Genomic DNA, 19,850 nt, shown 5'->3' with positions numbered 1-19,850 from the left:
ATGGCGTTAGATCTTAACGATTACCCGTTATTAGCCAAGGCTAATTTACCCGAGCAGCTAAGACAGCTGTCACAGGAACAACTGCCCGCGCTCAGTGACGAGCTGCGTAGTTACCTATTACGCAGCGTTAGCCAAAGCAGCGGCCACTTTGCCTCGGGTCTGGGTACTGTCGAGCTGACAGTGGCGTTGCATTATGTGTATAACACGCCATTTGACCGCGTTATCTGGGATGTAGGCCATCAGGCTTACCCCCATAAAATCCTTACCGGTCGGGCCGAACGTATGCACACCATCCGGCAAAAAGATGGCCTGCACCCTTTCCCGTACCGGGAAGAAAGTGAGTACGACGTACTGTCAGTCGGCCATTCCAGCACCTCAATCAGCGCGGCCCTTGGCATGGCGATTGCGGCGCAGCAGGCGCGCAGCAACCGTAAAGTGGTAGCAGTGATAGGTGATGGTGCCATTACCGCCGGTATGGCGTTTGAAGCCTTAAACCACGCCGGCGAAGTACGCCCGGATATGCTGGTGATCTTAAATGACAACGAGATGTCTATTTCGGAAAATGTCGGGGCGTTAAATCGCTATTTTGCCCGTATTTTATCCGGCAGTTTTTACACCAGCCTGCGTGAGGGTGGTAAAAAGATTTTAAGCGGCGTGCCACCGCTGCATCAGCTGGCCAGCCGCGCCGAAGAGCACTTCAAGGGTATGGTTACCCCTGGTACTTTCTTTGAAGAGCTGGGCTTTAACTACATCGGCCCGATAGATGGCCATGATGTGCTGGGACTGGTCGATACTATCCGCAATATGCGCAATTTAAAAGGGCCTCAACTGCTACACATAGTGACGAAGAAAGGTAAAGGCTACGCGCCGGCAGAAGCCGACCCTATCGGTTATCATGCGGTGTCGAAATTTAACCCGGATGAAGCCAAGCAACCGGCGAAAAAAGCCAGCCTACCGACCTTTTCCAATATTTTTGGCAGCTGGATCTGCGACATGGCAGAGACAGACGAACGCTTACAAGCGATTACGCCTGCCATGCGTGAAGGCTCAGATTTAGTGCGGTTTTCCAAAACCTACCCTAAGCGCTATTTCGATGTAGCGATTGCCGAGCAGCATGCGGTAACACTGGCAGCCGGTATGGCGATAGAAGGTTTAAAACCAGTCGTGGCCATTTACTCCAGCTTCCTGCAACGCGGTTATGATCAGCTGATCCATGACGTGGCATTACAACAATTAGATGTGTTGTTTGCCATCGATCGGGCTGGTGTCGTAGGTGCTGATGGCCCGACCCATCAGGGTGCTTTTGATATTAGCTTTATGCGCTGCATTCCCAATATGCTGATTATGGTTCCGTCAGATGAAAACGAGTGCCGCCAGATGCTATATACCGGCTATCAGTATAAAGGCCCGGCCGCTGTGCGTTACCCCAGAGGCAGTGGCAATGGCATTACACCAGATAAAGACATGCAGTTATTGCCCCTTGGTAAAGCCAGAACAGTGCGCAGTGGTAGTAAGATTGCTATATTGGCTTTTGGTCCGTTGCTGGCGGCTTGTCGGCAAGCCGCTGAAGAACTTGATGCAACGCTTGTGGATATGCGTTTTGTTAAACCGCTTGATGAGGCCTTACTCACTGACCTTGCGGCAACACATCCACTGTTCGTTAGCGTAGAGGACAACGCCATTATGGGTGGCGCCGGCTCAGCGATTAATGAATTTATCGCCCAAAGCGCCCTTAACGTGCGCTGCGTTAATCTGGGCCTACCGGATCAGTTTATTAAACACGGTACCCAAGAGCAGATATACGCTGAACTAGGGTTGGATACGGCCGGCATTCTTGCCAGTATTAAAGCGCTGTGTTAACAGCGCTTTTTCGTTAAACGCCCTGGCTGCACCGCAATATTCAGCTAAGCCTTAGTGATTGCCAGTTGGTCTGACAAAGTGTGCCAGGCCGGCGGCTAATAACCGCTCAACCTGAGCTTCAATGTGCGCCGAGTCCTCAAACTCAAACGCATCTACCTGCTGATCAAACTCAATACAGGCTACGCCATTTTTACCGGCGTGTTTAACGTGATACAGCGCCATCTCGGCCAGCTGCAATGAGATTTCCCAATTAATCAGCTGGCCGCCAAGTAAGTTAAGCGGATACACCGCATAGCCAACGGAGCAGGTCAGCCGGGTGCGGTGGCCATCGGGTAAACTGAACACCGTATTGCCAATAAGTTCGTTCAGCCGGTAGCTAAACTGCGCCACCAATTCGGTTTGTATATCGCGCAGTACCAGCACAAACTCTTCACCGGCAAAACGTACCACATAATCTGAACCTCGGGTTTCACGGATCAGCAGGCCTGCTACCTGTTGTATGCAGCTGTCACCGGCGCTATTACCGTATTGATCGTTAACTTGCTTAAAGTTGTCCAGGTCGAGATGAATAAGTGCCACGCACTTACCCTGCGCCAGCATAGACTCACGGTTACGCTGAAAGTGTTCGATATCTTTAGGTAACTGCTCAAACAAAAAACGCCGGTTTCTCAGGCCAGTCAGGCTATCTTTGTGTGTTAACAGCGTTAGCTGTTCATTCAGCTCGTTCAGTTTAAGATTGCTGTTCTCAAGCTCTTGTGTACGCTGTCGCACCAGGCGCTCCAGCTGCTGTTGCTGGTACAGACTATTGCGCCGCATCAGCCACAACACAGCATAAATACCAAACAAAGCCAATAGTAACCATAAGCCCCGGTACACCAGCGTTTCGTCAAATCGTTTGGGTACAACCAATTCTATACTGGCTGTACGGGCATCCCGCCACTGTTCATTATCAAACCGGCTTTGTACGGCAAAGACAAAACGTCCTGGTGTCAGGTTGGTATATACCGCTTCACGCCTGTCTCCTACTTCATGCCAGTTTTGATCAAACCCCTGCAACTGATAACGAAACTGGAGTGCATTGGGTTTAACAAATTCCAACGCCGAATACTGAATGGTCAAGTTGCGATCGTCCAACTCCAGCACAAGGCGTTGTTGTGGTGTGGCGATAGGATAAGCTTGCTGGCCTTGCACCAGCTTTATTACAGGTTCAACCTTGCGGTTTAAACGGTGTGCTAATTGCTGGGGTACCGCCACCATGCCCTTTAACGTAGGGAACCAATACTGTTGCTGCCAAAACACCACTTTGGCATGCCCAGCACCATTGCAACAACGCCCTGGCACGGTACCCAGCTGACGATCGTAGGGCCCCAGTACTTCCTGTGCCGCTACAGCGCTTTGTTGCAGTGCACTGAGATCTTTTGGTGCTACACGAAAAATACCCTTGTTGCTGCTAAACCACAGCAATTGCTGCTCTGCATCAAATGCGATACTCACCACCGGGCTATGCGGCAAGCCGTTGTTACTGTGCCAGTTTAACCACTGCTGGCTGCCAGCAGGCAAAACAAAAACCCCATCGTCCAGTGTGGCTGCTACCACAGTTTGGTCTGGCAACACCTTAAGTGCTGTCACGTAACTGTTGTACAATGCAGTACCTACCCCGAGCCTGTTAAGGGTCTGCTGCTGATACTGATATAAGCCGCGTGTGGTGCCAAACACCAGCTGCTCCGCATTATGTTGCAATACGGTGATATTGCGCGACTCCAGCTGATCGTTCAGGACAAAGGGCGTCAGCGCATCCTGCTGATAATGGTATAACCCCATTACACCGCCAATCCAAACCCCTTGCTCGGCATGTGGCTGCAATACTCTGACTGTAAAACCTGCCAAGGCAGAAAAACGTGCCACTACGCCTTTATCGCTGCGTGAGAAGCGCTGTACACCATCGTCAGTTGCTAACCACATTTGTTCTGGATGCGGCCAATAAATGTCGTACACCGTACTGGCACCCAAGGCAGAGCTGTCGATCAGTTGCTGGTAACGACCATCTGGGAACATCTCACCGACACTGGACTGGCTAGCGATAATTAGCGTATCGTCCGGGCTTACGCCTAGGCTTCGAACAACTGGGTCAGTATCAGCAGGCACGACGCGACGGATATGGCCGGCAGAAGCACGATACACTCCATCACTGAAACTCGCCAGCCAGATATTTTGCTCTTTGTCTTCATAAATATCGCTAAACCAGGGATAGCTGCCCAGCTCGTCGCCGGTGATGTGCTGCCAGTCTTGTTTAGGGTGCTTATGAAACAGTTTACGGTGCGCTGAGATCCAATTATTGCCACGGCTGTCACGTAGCAGCTTGTAAACTGCAGTGTTACTTTGGTCTGGTAACTGACATTTAGCAATCTTGCCATCGTTATCCAGGTGATAGAAACCTGCCTCACCGGCAATATGTAAGCCCTTTTCGGTATGATACAAGTCATAAACCGGCGTTTGCTTAAGCTCTGGCGGTAAATCGAAGCTGTTTACATTACCGAGCAAATCGACTTGATATAACTTTTCCGCACTGAGTACCCATACGGCATCATCGACCCGTTCAAGTTGACTGACCTGACCACGTATCGCCTCTACGCGGCTTACCTTGCCATCTTTCACCCTGAATAACGAATCAGCCGTTAGCCAGATCTCGCCAGGCTGTACCTCAAGCAATGAGGTTACCTCAGACAATATTTGGTAACGGTCAAACTCAAGTGTCAACGGATCAAACCCTGACAAACCTGCTTTAGTCCCAACCCAGATATAACCTGAGCTGTCTGTCAGCAAGCGGGTTATGGCGTTGCTGGCTAAGTGGCGGCGGTTTTCTTTGTTAAAGTGTTCAAACTGCATACCATCAAAGCGATTCAGCCCCGCTTGGGTGCCCAACCAAATGTAGCCCTGGGCATCTTGTGTAATAGCGCGCACCGAATTGTTGGCCAGGCCATCACTGCTGCCCCAGTGCTTAATGTCAAAATCATAGACAGATTGTTGGGTGTAGCTGTTGACGCTAAAGGAAGTGATCACAGCGTTTAATAAGAACAGCAGCATACTGATGTGTTTCATTAATACGCTCTCAGATTAACCTTGCCCTAGCCTAACGGTAAATAGGGCAATATCAGATGAAGAACCAGCAGTGTTGCCAAACCCGCAGCAACATCGTCCAGCATAATTCCCAAGCCGCCATGCACTTTTTTGTCCAGCACACTAATGGGCCAGGGTTTTACAATATCAAACAGGCGAAACAATACAAAGGCCAGCAGCAGTGTTTGCCAGTGTAGCGGTAGCCAAAGTAGACTGATGGCATAGCCGACAATTTCATCCCAGACAATGGCTTTATGGTCATGCTCACCTATATCGGCGGCAGTCTGGCCGCAGAGATACACGCCCAGCACGCTACCGGCAATAACAAAAGCCAGTAAATACTGATTACCCAGCCACATCAACAGCGCAACCAAGGGTATCGCGGTAAGCGTACCAAAGGTGCCTGGCGCCTTTGCAGCCAAACCGCTGCCAAACCCCAAAGCCAAGAACTGATACCATTTGCGAAGGTTAAAGGCGGTGTGTGTCATAAGAAATGTACAAAGCCCTGGTGCTGATAATCAAACGCCTGATCGCCCTGCTTTAACTCCAGCTTGCCGGCCACGCCGGTAACCCGGCCAATACAGGTCACTGGTATACCATAAGGTGACAGCAACACCTCTAGCGAGCCACGCCGTGCTTCCGGCACGGTAAACAACAGCTCGTAGTCTTCACCACCAGAGAGCGCCAGTTGCAATGCTGTGCTGGTGTCACAGCTGTCTTTCAACGCTTGCGATAGCGGCAGGCGGCTGACATCAATACTGGCGCCGACATTTGAGCGTTTGAGAATATGCTGAATATCACTGTACAGGCCATCAGATAAATCCATGGCGCTGCTGGCCAGGTTGCGCAGTGCCTGCCCCAACGCCACCCGCGCCGACGGGTAATGAAAACGCTGGAGAATATGGCTTTGATGCTTTTTACTGACTTCATGCAGGCCCTGACACAGCTTCAAACCCAGCGCTGCATCACCTAAAGTGCCGGTAACATAAATATAATCGCCCACTTTGGCGCCACTACGGGTTAACGCTTTGCCACGTGGTACTGTGCCTTTGGCAATCATGGTCAGGCTCATAGGGCCGCGGGTGGTATCACCACCAACCAGTTGGCATTGATAATAATCAGCTGTTTCACCAAGGCCGGCAGCAAAGGCTGATAACCAAGCCTCATCCACAGCAGGTAATGTCAGCGCTAACGACAACCAGGCGGGCTCGGCCCCCATAGCAGCCAAATCGCTAACATTGACCGCGACCAGTTTATGCCCTAACGCTCTTGGATCATCATCCGGGAAGAAATGTGTACCCACCACCATAGTGTCGGTGGTGACCACTAAGTCGTAGCCGTCGCGTACTTGTAATACAGCACCGTCGTCGCCCACGCCTAAAGTCGCATCGCTGCGTTTGGCACCACAATTGGCAAAAAAGCGGGAAATGAGTTCGAATTCACCCATAGTATGCAGAAGCCGGTAAGCACCGGCACTCCTTTAACGTGGACACCGAGCGCCTTAGCTTGGCCGCAGCACGCGCACGGCTTTATCCAGAATACCGTTAACGAATTTATGGCTATCATCAGCAGCGAACGCTTTGGCCAGCTCAATGGCTTCGTTGATGATAACCTTGTACGGCACATCTAGCCGGTATTTCAGCTCGTAAGCTGACACCCGCAGTATGGCCTTTTCAACAAAATCAATCTCGTCAAACGGGCGGTCCAGATAAGGCTTCAATGCTTCATCCAGTGTGGCATGGTTTTTAACCACGCCACGAACTAAATCCTGAAAATACCCCACATCGAGGTGCTTAACGTTAGTTTCCAGCAGCAGTTGCTGCTCGATTTCAGTGATCGGGTTTTGGCTTACATGCCAGCTGTATATTCCCTGCACTGCAAGTGACCGTGACTGACGACGGGCATTCGGTTTCATTCGTCTCTCTTCCTGTTACAGCTTGGCCAGCAGATTAACCATTTCCAGCGTTGACATCGCCGCTTCGCTGCCTTTATTGCCGGCTTTAGTGCCAGCACGCTCAATGGCCTGCTCAATGCTGTCCACCGTGAGCACACCAAAGGCGACCGGAATATCGTGCTGCATCATGACCTGTGCAATACCCTTGGTACACTCACCTGATACATATTCAAAGTGCGGTGTACCGCCGCGGATCACCGCACCCAACGCAATAATACCGTCATATTTCTTGCTGGCAGCAACGCGCTGCACGGCAAGCGGCAGTTCAAAGGCACCAGGCACACGAATGACAGTAATGTCCTGCTCAGCAACATTGCCAATACGCGCTAAGGTATCGGTGGCGCCGCTTAATAAACTCTCAACAATAAAGCTGTTAAACCGTGCGACTACGATCGCAAACTTTTTACCGTTGGCAGAAAACCCTGCTTCAATCACCTGCATACGTTGCCCTTAAAATCTGACCGCTAAAAATTAGCCGTGCATAATAGCACAACAGAGCGCAAAGCGGCATAGTGTTTGTTGCCGGCTATTGCGCCTTATTTACCATTTAACCCACAGTTTATTCGCTAACGTAGTCGACCACTTCCAGGCCAAAACCGGATAACGCATGGTACTTTTTCGGTTGGCTTAGCAAGCGCATTTTCTTCACCCCCAGACTGGCCAATATTTGCGAGCCAACACCGACATTGCGCGAGGTACCATTCCACGGCGTGCTACGCGGCTTTTCGCCTTTATCTTCAGCTTCAAAGCCCTGTACAGTGCGAATAAGCTGCTCAGTGCTCTCATGTTTACCTAGTAGCACCAGCACGCCACCGTCGCGGGCGATGCGCTCCATCGCCGTATGCAGTGGAAAACTGCGGTTAGCGGCGCGGTTTGCCATTAATAAATCACTAAAAGTATCGTGCAAATGCACCCGCACCAGCGTTGGCTGCTCAGGCTGAATGTCGCCTTTTACCAACGCAAAGTGAATTTGGTTATCAATGGTGTCTTTAAAGGTTACCAGCTTAAAATCGCCCACTTCGGTCGGTAGCTGACAGCTGGCCACCTGCTCGATAGTGGTTTCATTTAAGTTACGGTATTCTATTAAATCAGCAATAGTGCCAATTTTAATGCCGTGTTTTTTAGCAAACACTTCTAAATCGGGCCGGCGGGCCATAGTGCCGTCGTCGTTCAAAATCTCAACGATCACAGCTGCCGGTTCAAGGCCGGCTAAGCGGGCTAAATCACAACCGGCTTCCGTGTGGCCGGCACGCACCAGCACACCACCGTCTTGGGCCATTAGCGGGAAAATATGCCCTGGCTGCACTATATCACTGGGCTTGGCATCACGCGCTACGGCAGCTTTAACCGTGCGGGCGCGGTCGGCCGCCGAGATACCAGTAGTCACACCCTCAGCCGCTTCAATTGACACGGTAAAATTAGTGGCAAAGGGTGATTTGTTGGCATCCACCATCAGCGGCAGTGCCAGCTGCTTGCAGCGCTTTTTCGTTAGGGTTAAACAAATTAAGCCGCGGCCATGGGTGGCCATAAAGTTGATGGCTTCTGGCGTCACATAATCTGCCGCCATCACCAGATCGCCTTCGTTTTCGCGATCTTCATCATCCATCAGTACGACCATCTTGCCCTGACGGATATCTTCAATAATTTCAGCAGGAGTATTCAGTTGCATAACAGCCCTTATTCATAAAAAGCCGCGCTGCGCCAGCAGCGCCATACTGACACCGCCGCTCTGTGCAGCGCTGTCTTTGTTTAGTAGCCGCTCTAAATAGCGGGCAATTAAATCCACTTCCAGGTGCACCTTGCTACCAAGTGCTAGCTCAGCAATGGTGGTGTGCTGCGCCGTGTGCGGCACTATGGTCAAACGAAAGGCGTCAGCGGTGAGTTCATTCACAGTCAGACTAATACCATCGATGGTTATTGACCCTTTGGTCGCAATATACCGCGCCAGATGTTTAGGCAGTGCCAGCCAGATGTGCCAGGCGCGGCCGCTTTGCTCAAGTTTTACCACCTGGGTAACACCATCAACGTGACCGCTGACTAAGTGCCCCCCCATACGCGTGGTGGGCAACAGCGCCTTCTCCAGGTTGATACGCTGGCCAGTTTTATATTGGCCAAATAAGGTATGTGCCAGCGTTTCAGAAGATAAATCGGCATTAAAGCTATGCTGGGTAAGTGCAGTTACCGTTAAGCAGACACCGTTGCTGGCGATACTGTCACCTAATTTCACATCAGTGAAATCCAGATTGTCGCTGCTGATGGTCACCGTTAAATCGCCACCTTGAGGACGAATGGCGCTCAGACGACCTGTCGCTTCTATAATTCCGGTAAACATAACAGTTCCTTGCAATAAGGTTAGCGTAAACGGGCGCTCAGACGCAGCTCTGGCCCTACCATACGCACATCGCTCCAGCTAAGCTCCGGCACCTGCACCAGGGCATTAAATTCCGGCAATACCGCCAGTGGCTGGGCACTGCTGCCCAAAAGCTTTGGCGCCAGGTAAACAATTAATTCATCCACTAACTTTAACTGCAATAAGGTGCCGGCCAACGTAGCCCCTGCTTCGACCCACAGGGTGTTAATTTGCTCGCGCAGTGCTAAATGCTCCAACAGCAGCGGTAAATCAAATTGCGCCTGCGCCGTAAGCGGACAATGGATTTGCCTAGCGATATTGGGCAGCTGACGCTCGTTTTCAAGCTTACTGACGCACAGCAGCACTTCACCGCCGTCAGCAAACAATGCCAGCTTGTGATCAAGCAGACCATTTCGGTCTAAAATAACCCGCTTTGGCTGACGTAGCTCACCGCTACTCAGTGCAGAAACCGGCCGCAGTAATTGCTCTGGCCTCAAGGTTAAACGGGCATTATCGGCCATCACCGTCGCCGCAGTAGATAAAATGGCACAGCTTTGTGCGCGGTAGTGCTGTACATCAGCACGGGCAGCTTCGCTGGTTAACCACTTACTGTCACCATTAGCCAGTGCCGTGCGGCCATCTAAACTTGCAGCCAATTTAAGCTGCACATAAGGCCGTTTGCGCTGCATCCGGCTTAAAAAGCCCGGGTTAAGAGCGCGCGCCTCGGCTTCGAGCAAGCCGACATCTACCTGAATACCGGCCTCGCGCAGCATGCTTATGCCGCGTCCGGCAACCTGCGGGTTAGGGTCTTGCATCGCTACCACCACCCGGCTGACACCGGCCGCAATCAGGGCCTCTGCGCATGGCGGGGTGCGGCCATGGTGGCTGCACGGCTCCAACGTGACATAACAGGTGGCCTTTGCTGCGTCACTACCCGCCTCACGCAGGGCAAACACTTCGGCATGCGGGCCGCCGGCTTGCCGATGATAACCTTTGCCAATCACCTGACCATTTTTTACCAGCACGGCACCGACATTAGGATTGGGGCTGGTGGTATAACAACCGAGGCCAGCCAGCTGTATCGCCTGCGCCATGAAAGCTGCATCTGCCGCACTAAACATCAGGCTTTTTCTCCCAAACGGGCAATTTCCTCGCCAAATTCACGAATATCTTTAAATGAGCGGTACACCGAGGCAAAACGCACATAGGCCACTTTATCTACCTTGACCAGCTCGTCCATAATAAGGTTGCCCAGAAGCTGACTGCCCACTTCACGCTCACCGGTGGCACGCAGCTGGGATTTAATTTTGTTGATCAGCTGCTCAATTTGCTCGGTCGATACCGGCCGCTTTTCCAATGAGCGCAGCAAGCCACTGCGCAGCTTGTCTTCATTGAACGGCTCACGCGAGCCGTCACGTTTAATGATGCGCGGCATCACCAGCTCAGCCGCTTCAAAGGTAGTAAAGCGCTCATGACAGGCCAGACACTCACGCCGCCGGCGCACCTGATGGCCGTCTGCCACCAGCCGCGAGTCAATTACCTTGGTGTCATCTGCATTACAAAACGGACAGTACATAATCAGCTTCCCGCTACGCTGCTGAGCAGCGTGTGATCTTAACCAGCCAGATAAACAAATGGCCGCAATAGCGGCCATCATAGCACTTAATCAGCGCTTAGGCATAAACCGGGAAACGGCTGCACAGCTCGCTAACCTGGCTGCGTACTTTGTCAATCACTGCCGCATCACCACGGCTATCAAGTACATCACAGATCAAATTAGCCACAGTGCGGGCTTCAGCTTCAGCAAAGCCACGGCGGGTAATAGCCGGGGTACCAATGCGCAGGCCAGAAGTCACAAAAGGCGAGCGTGGATCGTTCGGCACCGAGTTTTTGTTCACAGTAATGTGCGCCTGCCCTAACCAGGCATCGGCTTCTTTACCGGTGATGTCTTTGTCGATTAAGTCCATCAGGAACAGATGGTTTTGTGTACCACCTGAGACAATTTTATAACCGCGCGCCATCATAGCGTCACACATCGCTACAGCGTTTTTCAGCACTTGCTGCTGATAGGCTTTAAACTCTGGCTGCAGTGCCTCTTTAAAGGCTACCGCTTTAGCGGCGATAACATGCATTAGCGGGCCGCCCTGGCCACCTGGGAATACCGCTGAGTTTAGTTTTTTCTCAATCTCTTCGTTTTTGCGCGCCAGAATTAACCCACCGCGTGGGCCGGCCAGCGTTTTGTGCGTAGTGGTGGTGACGACATCTGCCACTGGTACGGGGTTAGGGTACAAACCTGCAGCCACTAAACCGGCAACATGCGCCATATCCACCATCAGATAAGCGCCGACTTTATCGGCGATATCACGAAAACGTTGCCAGTCAACAATACCTGAATATGCCGAGAAGCCGGCGATGATCAACTTAGGCTTATGCTCCAGCGCTAAGGCTTCGGCCTGGTCATAATCAATTACGCCTGTTTCAGGGTGCAGGCCATACTGTACCGCTTTGTACAGCTTACCTGAGGAACTAACGTGTGCACCGTGGGTTAAATGGCCACCGTGCGCCAGGCTCATGCCCAAAATGGTGTCACCGGCGTTTAACAGTGCTAAAAACACGGCCGAGTTGGCCTGTGAACCAGAATGCGGCTGCACGTTTGCATAGTCTGCACCAAACAACTCTTTGGCGCGGGCAATGGCTAAATCTTCAGCGATATCGACATACTCGCAGCCACCGTAGTAACGTTTGTGCGGATAGCCTTCGGCATACTTGTTGGTCAGTTGAGAGCCCTGTGCCTGCAGTACGCGCGGGCTGGCGTAGTTTTCTGACGCAATCAGCTCAATATGAGCTTCCTGACGGTCAGTTTCCTGGGTTATGGCTTGCCATAATTCCGGGTCGAAATCGGCAATATTCATATCACGCTTTAACATGCTCTCTCCTGGTGCGGCTTACGCGGCTAGTCTTAATAAAATGCAGTACAGTAATACGGGCAGATAAAATTGGCCGCTATTCTACCGCTAATTTGATTTTTATGCACCCGATATTTAGCCATCTAAACGGCTACAAAGACAAGGCATTATCTTAACTGTGTTCTCTGCTTTACAAGTCAATGAGGGCTGCCTATTATACTGTATATATAAACAGCCTTGGCATCACTATGCGCAAAATCATACACATTGATATGGACTGTTTTTTTGCTGCCGTGGAAATGCGTGATAACCCAGCGCTGCGTCATATCCCTATTGCCATTGGCGGCTCGCGACAAAGCCGCGGCGTTATTTCAACCTGTAACTACCCGGCTCGCGCTTATGGCGTGCGCTCGGCGATGCCAACCGGCCAGGCATTGAAGTTGTGCCCACAGTTAACACTACTTAGCGGTAATATGGAAAAATACAAAGCTGCCAGTGCGCAAATACGCGCTATTTTTTCGCGATATACTCAACATATAGAGCCGTTGTCACTGGACGAAGCCTACCTTGATGTTAGTGACTGCCAACTGTTTAAAGGTAGTGCAACACGTATTGCCGAAGATATCCGTCGCAGTATTTATCTGGAAACCGGGCTTACCGCTTCTGCCGGTGTGGCACCGAATAAGTTTTTAGCCAAAATTGCCAGTGACGAAAACAAACCCGACGGCCTGTTTGTTATCACGCCGGATCAGGTAAGCGATTTTGTCAAAACACTGCCGCTGCGACGCTTGCCGGGTGTCGGCAGTAAAACCGCTGAGCGACTCACTCAGCTTGGCCTTAACAGCTGTAGTGATATTGCTACGGCACCACTCGCTCTGCTGGTTAAGCATTTTGGTGCTCAGGCAGATAGCCTGCTAAAACGCAGCCAGGGTATAGATGAGCGGCCAGTGTGCAGCAATGAACAACGTAAATCGCTGGGGGTAGAGCGCACGTTGGAGCAGGATCTGCAAAACTACACTGAATGTATAGAGACTTTAAGCCAGTTGTTACCACAGTTACAACGACGGTTGGAGCATTATCGCAACAGCAACGCCGGACGGATGACACCGGTGCAAAAAGTGGGCATTAAACTGAAGTTCAGTGATTTTCGCCAAACCACGGTAGAAAAACAGGGCCAGCCGCTGGAGTTGGATAACCTGCTACCGCTGTTAGATGAAGCCTGGCAACGCCGACAACAACAAGGTGTGCGGTTAATTGGCCTACAGGTAGGGTTTAAAACGGCGGCCTTACAGCAACTCACACTACCGTTTTAGCAAAGGCTGGCTTAACAGAGCTCGCCTAAGTAAAAACCAATTTAGCAGACTCCAGATAACAGAAAACCGGCAAAAGCCGGTTTTATGCAAGCCTGGCCGGACTTATCCGACAACAGTTACGTTTTCAGCTTGTGGGCCTTTTTGGCCTTCAGTTACTTCAAAAGTAACTTTCTGACCTTCAACTAAAGTTTTACGGCCGGTACCGTTGATCGCGCGGAAATGAACAAAAACGTCTTTACCGCCTTCGCGCTCCAGGAAACCATAGCCTTTTTCTTCGTTGAACCACTTAACTGAGCCGGAAATTAACTGTGACATAACACTCTCTTACATTAACTAATTTTGCCAGCACGCTGGCGACTTAAATATTACCGGCCATTTCAGCTAGCTAGTATATATTTTCGCCCTCATTATCAGTTAAGCCATATGAGGGGTCAATAACCTTACCGGTTAGCCAGCAAATATTTCTGCTCTGGCCGGATCAGTAATGTGCTTCACACTGCTGATCACCCTGTTATTGTCATTAAAACAACAACAACGCTTTGAGTGTAGCAGCAATGCTGCCGAAAAAATAATCAACAACTGATTTATTTTTGCTTGCGCTTAACCGGTGCCGAACCATCATCGCCACCCTGAAAAAATTGTGGCTTAGTTGCCACTTTGGCTTTAACGCTCGAGGCCGGTTTTGTTTTGGCCTTATTCAGACTCTTTTGTGGCTGATTTGATTTAGGTTTTGCTACCACAGCCGGTTTGCCATCAAAACGGGCCTCCAGACCCGGCACGACACTATAACTGACAGCCTGACGCAAGAAAGCTTCAATTCGCTGCAGGGCCGGTACATCTTTTGGCCCAACTAACGAAATGGCAGTGCCTTTAGCACCGGCCCGTCCGGTGCGGCCGATACGGTGCACATACTCTTCAGCATGTTTGGGCAAATCAAAGTTAATCACGTGCGATACCTGCAGTAAATCCAGGCCACGCGAGGCTAGATCGGTAGTCACCAACACCTGATATTTGCCGCTGGCGAAGGATTGCATTACGCTATTACGACTACTTTGCGACAGCTTACCACTAAGCCCTACCGCGGTTTTACCCAAGGTTTGGCACAAAAGCGCCAAGCGCTCGGCATCTTCGCGCGTGGCGGTAAAAATAATCAGCTGTTTAATGTCATCCTGCTGCAAAAAATGGCTCAGCAACGCTTCTTTATGGCTTAAATGATCCGCCAGGTAAAACTGCTGATTGATATCCTGATGCTGCTGATAAGAGGCGCCTACAGCTACTCGGTAAGGGTTTCTCAGCAGAGCCAGTGCCAGTTCATCCACTTCAGCGTGGTCGAGCGTTGCGGAGAACATCAGTGTCTGACGCAAACGGTGATCGGCCGCTTTGTTAATAACGGTCAGTTGTGGCATAAAACCCAGATCCAGCATGCGATCGGCTTCATCGAGAATCAGCACTTCAAGCCCATTAATAAAGACTGATTTATGTTCCAAATGATCAACAAAACGGCCTGGCGTCGCTACGATAATGTCCGGTTCGCGCTTCAGCAGCTTTTCCTGATCATTAAAATTTTCACCGCCGACAATTAAAGCTGACGTCAGCGGCGTGTTAGCGACAAACAACCTCAGCTGGGCATACACTTGTTTGGCCAGCTCACGGGTAGGCGCCAGGATCAGCGCCCTCGCGTCACGTTTTGACAGGGGCCGGCTTTTTAACAAGCGCTGCATCATCGGCAGCAAATAGGCCAGGGTTTTACCCGAGCCGGTTTGGGATGACACGATAAGATCGCGCCCTACCATCACTGCCGGTATGGCTTCGGCCTGAATGTCGGTAGGTTTGACAAACCCCAGATGCTGCACCGAGCGCAGCAGGCGCGGGTCAAGCGCTAAATCGTTAAATGGCAAAGTGAACCTCATAAACCGCAAAATACCGCTATATGATAACCGATGCGGCCAATTTGAGTTAGTTTGATTTCGAAACTGCCCGGCTTTGCGCTACTATTAAGCTGATTTTTTCCCCACTTGTGAGCGCTATCAGGATTAGACATGAGTAATGCGTTAAAAGAACAATTGTTAAAAGCCGGCCTGGCTGATGCAAAAAAACTTAAAGCGGTAAAAAAAGAAAAGCACCAGCAAAAAGTGCAAGCCGGCAAAAACCAGAAGCTAGTGAATGAAGCCAGTATTCTGGCCGAGCAAAGCCGCCAACAGCAGATAGAGCGTGACCGCTTATTAAACCAGCAAAAGCAGGCAGCTCTGCAGCAAAAAGCTATTGCCGCTCAGGTAAAACAGCTGATCAATAACAACACAGTAAAAGCGCAGGGTGATGTCGCCTATAACTTTACCGATGGTAAGTTAGTCAAACGGCTGTACGTTAACAACAAGCTGCATGACGAGCTAAGTCGTGGCTTGCTGGCCATTGCCAAGCAAGATGAGCAATATTATTTGGTGCCTGCTGCCGTCGCCGAGAAAATTAAACAACGCCAAAGCGATAGCATTATCGTACTTAACGTTAAACAGCAACAAACGGATGAAGACGACCCGTACGCTGATTTCAAAGTACCGGATGATTTAATGTGGTAAGCCGGTAACTAACGCAATGAGCCAGGTATTAAAACCGCAGTTGGCGCTGGCCAGCGTCGCAGAGATGTGTCAGCTGCGTCGCTGGTTTAACAACGCTGACGAGCAACACAGCTGGGGCGGTGACAATTTTGCTTACCCTTGCAGTGAACTGCGCTTTTTGCAGCAGCTATGCCGGCCGGGTACACAAAGCTATGCGCTTATCGGCTCAGACCAACAAGACAGCAGTACTGAGTTACTGGGTTTTGGCCAGCTGTGTGATCGCTTTGGTTGTCATCATCTGGCACGGCTGGTTATACGCCCTGACCAGCGAGGCCAGGGCCTGGCAAAGGTGCTAATTTACGAGGTTATTATTCAGGCACTGGGCCAGCAACAGCGCAACATATCGCTATATGTGCACCGGCATAACACTATTGCTGTCAGCTGTTATCAACAGTTAGGCTTCGTTATTAGCCCGCCGCCTGAGGTTGAAAACAGCCGGCTGTACTTTATGACGTTAACAGTTGCCGCGGCGATCAAAGGCGCTGAGCAGTACTTGCAACAGGCCTGATTGGCTGGCCCCTTAGTCGGTTTGTTGGCGGGCACTGACCCCTTTTACCGGCTGAGAAAAAGCGGTATTAAGTTGCCATTTTGGCCGTATAGGTGTCAGCGGCAGTTCGCGTTTACGCGCCACTATCAGGTAACTGGCAGCAAAATAATTTAGATGGCGCTCTGCCCACTGCCTGGCTTTGCCATTATGGTAGTCGCTTGACAGCATAGCCGAGAAAAAAAAACGCTGCTCATCCAGTACTTCAAAACCCACCAGATGTAGCCAGTCTTTGATGCGTGAAGCGGAAAAAAACCGGCCCTGCCAGGGGTAACGGTGTTGTAAGCCCGGCCAAAATCTTACCAAACCGACCAAACTAAACGGATTCATACCGGTTAACAACAGGTAGCCATCGGCTCGCAGCACGCGGTGTGCCTCACGTACTACATGATGTGGATCGCCGGTAAACTCAAGACAGTGGCTTAATAATACCGCATCGACACTATGCTCACTAAACGGTAGCGCATCGGTCTCAGCTTGCAGCATTAGCGCCTCACTGTGGCGGCCAACATTAATATGATGCCGCACCTTGCACTGCGAAGTATCAAGCTGAGCGCTTAAATCGCCCAGTTTCAGTAAGTAGTAGCCAAATATTCGCTGCCACCAGGGTTCTAGTACAGTAGCGATAGCACGAGCCAAAGCCTCGCCCTGGTTAAACTGACGCCAGTCAGAGGGTGCCTGGCGGTCTTTTTCGCTTAGTGCCGGTTTCATGTTACATTGAGGCCGGATTGATTATTAAACACTGTCATTATGATTCAGATTTCAGCTCTACCTGCATTTGAGGATAACTATATTTGGGTTCTCTGTCAGCCTGATACGTCTTATTGTCTGGTTGTTGACCCTGGCGACGCTACGCCAGTGCTTAATTTTTTAGCCAAAACGGGCAGACAATTGCACAGTATTCTGATCACTCATCATCACCATGATCACACCGGTGGCATAGAGACTCTACGACAGCGATACCCCGATGTTCAGATCATAGGCCCTGCGGCTGAGCAGCATCGCATCAAGGGCCTGACAACACTGGTGCAGGATGGCGATATTGTAGTGTTGGCTGAACTTAATCTGAAATTTGAAGTCGTGGCTGTACCCGGCCATACCCTGGGCCATATTGCGTTTTATTCAGCTGAGGTTTTGTTTTGTGGTGATACCTTATTTAGCGCAGGTTGTGGCCGGCTATTTGAGGGAAGCCCGGCGCAAATGTGGCAATCACTACTGCGCTTACGTCAGCTTCCCGATGATACGCGAATATATTGCACGCACGAATATACCTGTTCGAACCTGAAGTTTGCCTTATCAGTGGAACCTGATAATCAGTTAGCGGTCGATTATGCCAGGCACTGTGACCTTTTACGGCAACAGAATAAGCCCACCCTGCCCACCACTGTGGGCATTGAAAAGCAAATCAACCCATTTTTACGCTGTGATAACAACCAATTGCAAACAAAATGGCAACAAAACGACGCTTTAGCGCTGTTCACGCAGCTTAGAGAAGCTAAGGATCGTTTTAACGCTTAACTTGCAATCGGTTGCCGACGCGGTAACATTCGTTTTTTACTATGTGGAATGAAGTAATGTTGAAAAGACTTTCTGCAGTGGCTGCGGCCCTAATGCTCGCGGGTTGCGTTAGCAATAACACCACCAACGATGTCACTGACCAAGCCACGGTGGCAAATCCAACCTCAAATGCAGACTTCCATCGCGGTGCCGCCAACGCAGAGCAGATCGCCAGCAGATTGTGGTCTGCAGGCAGCACACCAACGCCTGAGCAAATTATGCCAGACGCCACCGAGTTGGAGGATTTATGGCAGCGTATTCAATTACAACTGACCTTTAACGTGCCGCAAACGCGGCCCATTGTTGAACAACGTAATTTCTACAGCAGCCATCAGGCCTATTTAGACCGCGTCGCCAGCCGGGCACAGCCATTTCTGTATCACATCGTGCAAGAAATAGAAAAACGTAATATGCCACTGGAGCTGGCGCTCCTGCCAATAGTAGAAAGTGCTTTTGATCCCTTTGCTTACTCTCATGCCGCTGCGGCTGGCATGTGGCAGTTTATGCCAGCAACCGGTAAACGCTTTGGTTTGAAACAAAATTTTTGGTATGACGGCCGCCGTGATGTTATTGCATCAACCCGCGCTGCCCTCGATTACCTGCAGTACCTACATGACCGTTTAGAAGGCGATTGGCTTAATGCTATCGCAGCCTATAATTCCGGTGAAGGCCGCATCTTAGCAGCGATAAAGCGCAACAAGAAGAAGCGCTTACCGACGGACTTCTGGTCCCTCGACTTACCGGCAGAGACCACAGCTTATGTGCCCAAACTGCTGGCACTGGTTGATATTCTTAAACGGCCGGATGACTTTGACATCGTCTGGAAGTTTATCGCCAACGAGCCGAGAATTGATATTGTTGAAGTGGGTAATCAAATCGACTTAGCCATAGCGGCTGAAATGGCTGGCTTGACGGTAGCGGAACTACAAGCGCTGAATCCTGGCTTTAACCAATGGGCGACTGATCCTGATGGCCCGCATTATCTGGTTCTGCCAAAACAACACACTGCGACCTTTAACCAGAAGCTGGCTCAAACGCCAAGCCAGCAATGGTTACGTTGGCAACGCTATACTGTGGCCTCCGGAGATACGCTTGGCAAAATTGCAAAGCAACATAACACCAGTATCAGTGCAATTCAGCGCATCAACAAGTTAAAAGGCAATACCATCCGGCTTGGGCAGCATTTGCTCATTCCAATGTCGGCAGAGGATGGCAGTAGCTATGACTTAAGTGCGCCAAACCGCATAGCTAAAGCCCAGCAACAAGCATTAGGTAACAAGCTAACCTATACTGTGCAACAAGGCGATACCTTATGGGATTTGAGCCGCCAACACAAAGTTACCGTATCACAGATCGCCAAGTGGAACGGTATCGCCCAACGTGCCCCGCTGCGTACAGGTCAACAACTGGTCATTTGGCAAGCGCAGGCGGCTGATACCAGGGCAGGTGGTGTATCTCGTACGGTTAATTATAAAGTGCGTAAAGGTGACTCCCTCGCCAGAATTGCACAGCGCTTTAGTATAACTGTTGCAGATATTGTGAAGTGGAATAACATTAACACTTCACAATATCTGCAACCTGGCCAACAGCTTAAGTTGATCTTAAATGTCACACAGGTATAGCTGATAAAGATGGGG

The 19,850-nt window shown here is 50.6% G+C and carries 19 protein-coding genes; 6 read left to right on the top strand and 13 right to left on the bottom strand.

The annotated features are described in order from the left end of the window. A complete protein-coding gene (gene dxs, locus ABGI61_RS06285; protein ID WP_347598534.1) occupies positions 1-1,860 on the top strand; it encodes a 1-deoxy-D-xylulose-5-phosphate synthase in 1,860 nt (619 codons plus the stop codon). 51 nt (positions 1,861-1,911) lie between these two features. On the opposite strand, the gene ABGI61_RS06280 is transcribed toward dxs, so the two are convergent. From ABGI61_RS06280 to glyA, 10 genes are all read right to left on the bottom strand, one after another. Further along, complete coding sequence (locus ABGI61_RS06280) at positions 1,912-4,959, bottom strand: ligand-binding sensor domain-containing protein (RefSeq protein WP_347598531.1); 3,048 nt, start codon at positions 4,957-4,959, stop codon at positions 1,912-1,914. A gap of 26 nt (positions 4,960-4,985) precedes the next feature. Further along, positions 4,986-5,465 (bottom strand): phosphatidylglycerophosphatase A family protein, encoded by a 480-nt coding sequence (locus ABGI61_RS06275; RefSeq protein WP_347598528.1) that lies wholly within the window; start codon positions 5,463-5,465, stop codon positions 4,986-4,988. Then, positions 5,462-6,424, bottom strand: a complete 963-nt coding sequence (gene thiL / locus ABGI61_RS06270; RefSeq protein ID WP_347598526.1) for a thiamine-phosphate kinase — start codon at positions 6,422-6,424, stop codon at positions 5,462-5,464. The genes ABGI61_RS06275 and thiL overlap by 4 nt, the downstream gene beginning before the upstream one ends. A gap of 54 nt (positions 6,425-6,478) precedes the next feature. Next, entirely contained in the window at positions 6,479-6,892 is a 414-nt protein-coding gene (gene nusB / locus ABGI61_RS06265; RefSeq protein WP_347598523.1) for a transcription antitermination factor NusB, read from the bottom strand. 15 nt (positions 6,893-6,907) lie between these two features. Further along, a complete protein-coding gene (gene ribH / locus ABGI61_RS06260; protein WP_008224150.1) occupies positions 6,908-7,372 on the bottom strand; it encodes a 6,7-dimethyl-8-ribityllumazine synthase in 465 nt (154 codons plus the stop codon). A 118-nt stretch (positions 7,373-7,490) separates the two neighbouring features. Then, positions 7,491-8,600 carry a bifunctional 3,4-dihydroxy-2-butanone-4-phosphate synthase/GTP cyclohydrolase II gene (gene ribBA, locus ABGI61_RS06255; RefSeq protein WP_347598519.1) on the bottom strand — a complete coding sequence of 370 codons (1,110 nt, stop codon included), beginning with the start codon at positions 8,598-8,600 and terminating at the stop codon, positions 7,491-7,493. 12 nt (positions 8,601-8,612) lie between these two features. Continuing rightward, a complete protein-coding gene (locus ABGI61_RS06250; protein ID WP_347598516.1) occupies positions 8,613-9,263 on the bottom strand; it encodes a riboflavin synthase in 651 nt (216 codons plus the stop codon). 20 nt (positions 9,264-9,283) lie between these two features. Further along, on the bottom strand, positions 9,284-10,375 hold the full coding sequence (gene ribD, locus ABGI61_RS06245) for a bifunctional diaminohydroxyphosphoribosylaminopyrimidine deaminase/5-amino-6-(5-phosphoribosylamino)uracil reductase RibD (protein ID WP_347598513.1): 1,092 nt from the start codon (positions 10,373-10,375) through the stop codon (positions 9,284-9,286). Between the two features lie 26 nt (positions 10,376-10,401). Then, positions 10,402-10,857 (bottom strand): transcriptional regulator NrdR, encoded by a 456-nt coding sequence (nrdR, locus tag ABGI61_RS06240; protein ID WP_040552497.1) that lies wholly within the window; start codon positions 10,855-10,857, stop codon positions 10,402-10,404. Positions 10,858-10,954: 97 nt separating this feature from the next. Beyond that, positions 10,955-12,208: a serine hydroxymethyltransferase gene (gene glyA, locus ABGI61_RS06235; RefSeq protein ID WP_347598509.1), complete on the bottom strand. Its 1,254-nt coding sequence runs from the start codon at positions 12,206-12,208 to the stop codon at positions 10,955-10,957. 227 nt (positions 12,209-12,435) lie between these two features. Between glyA and dinB the strand changes: the two genes are divergently transcribed. Next, a complete protein-coding gene (dinB, locus tag ABGI61_RS06230) occupies positions 12,436-13,500 on the top strand; it encodes a DNA polymerase IV (protein ID WP_347598507.1) in 1,065 nt (354 codons plus the stop codon). Positions 13,501-13,602: 102 nt separating this feature from the next. Here the strand turns inward: dinB and ABGI61_RS06225 are convergent, their stop codons facing one another. Continuing rightward, positions 13,603-13,815, bottom strand: a complete 213-nt coding sequence (locus ABGI61_RS06225) for a cold-shock protein (protein WP_008224161.1) — start codon at positions 13,813-13,815, stop codon at positions 13,603-13,605. A 269-nt stretch (positions 13,816-14,084) separates the two neighbouring features. Beyond that, positions 14,085-15,410 (bottom strand): DEAD/DEAH box helicase, encoded by a 1,326-nt coding sequence (locus tag ABGI61_RS06220; RefSeq protein WP_347598504.1) that lies wholly within the window; start codon positions 15,408-15,410, stop codon positions 14,085-14,087. Between the two features lie 129 nt (positions 15,411-15,539). On the opposite strand from ABGI61_RS06220, the gene ABGI61_RS06215 reads away from it, so the two are divergent. Together ABGI61_RS06215 and ABGI61_RS06210 are read left to right on the top strand one after the other, a co-directional pair. Continuing rightward, entirely contained in the window at positions 15,540-16,073 is a 534-nt protein-coding gene (locus ABGI61_RS06215; RefSeq protein ID WP_347598501.1) for a DUF2058 domain-containing protein, read from the top strand. 16 nt (positions 16,074-16,089) lie between these two features. After that, a complete protein-coding gene (locus tag ABGI61_RS06210) occupies positions 16,090-16,620 on the top strand; it encodes a GNAT family N-acetyltransferase (protein WP_347598498.1) in 531 nt (176 codons plus the stop codon). A gap of 12 nt (positions 16,621-16,632) precedes the next feature. On the opposite strand, the gene ABGI61_RS06205 is transcribed toward ABGI61_RS06210, so the two are convergent. Beyond that, positions 16,633-17,367: a methyltransferase domain-containing protein gene (locus tag ABGI61_RS06205; RefSeq protein WP_347598494.1), complete on the bottom strand. Its 735-nt coding sequence runs from the start codon at positions 17,365-17,367 to the stop codon at positions 16,633-16,635. Positions 17,368-17,406: 39 nt separating this feature from the next. On the opposite strand from ABGI61_RS06205, the gene gloB reads away from it, so the two are divergent. Together gloB and ABGI61_RS06195 are read left to right on the top strand one after the other, a co-directional pair. Beyond that, positions 17,407-18,174 carry a hydroxyacylglutathione hydrolase gene (gene gloB / locus ABGI61_RS06200; protein ID WP_347598491.1) on the top strand — a complete coding sequence of 256 codons (768 nt, stop codon included), beginning with the start codon at positions 17,407-17,409 and terminating at the stop codon, positions 18,172-18,174. Between the two features lie 56 nt (positions 18,175-18,230). Then, positions 18,231-19,835, top strand: a complete 1,605-nt coding sequence (locus tag ABGI61_RS06195) for a LysM peptidoglycan-binding domain-containing protein (protein ID WP_347598488.1) — start codon at positions 18,231-18,233, stop codon at positions 19,833-19,835. Positions 19,836-19,850 lie beyond the last annotated feature (15 nt).

Source organism: Rheinheimera fenheensis, assembly GCF_039871805.1.
Lineage (GTDB): Bacteria > Pseudomonadota > Gammaproteobacteria > Enterobacterales > Alteromonadaceae > Alishewanella > Alishewanella fenheensis.
Note: the sequence above shows the minus strand (reverse complement) of the source record. Positions and strands in the feature narration are given on the sequence as shown.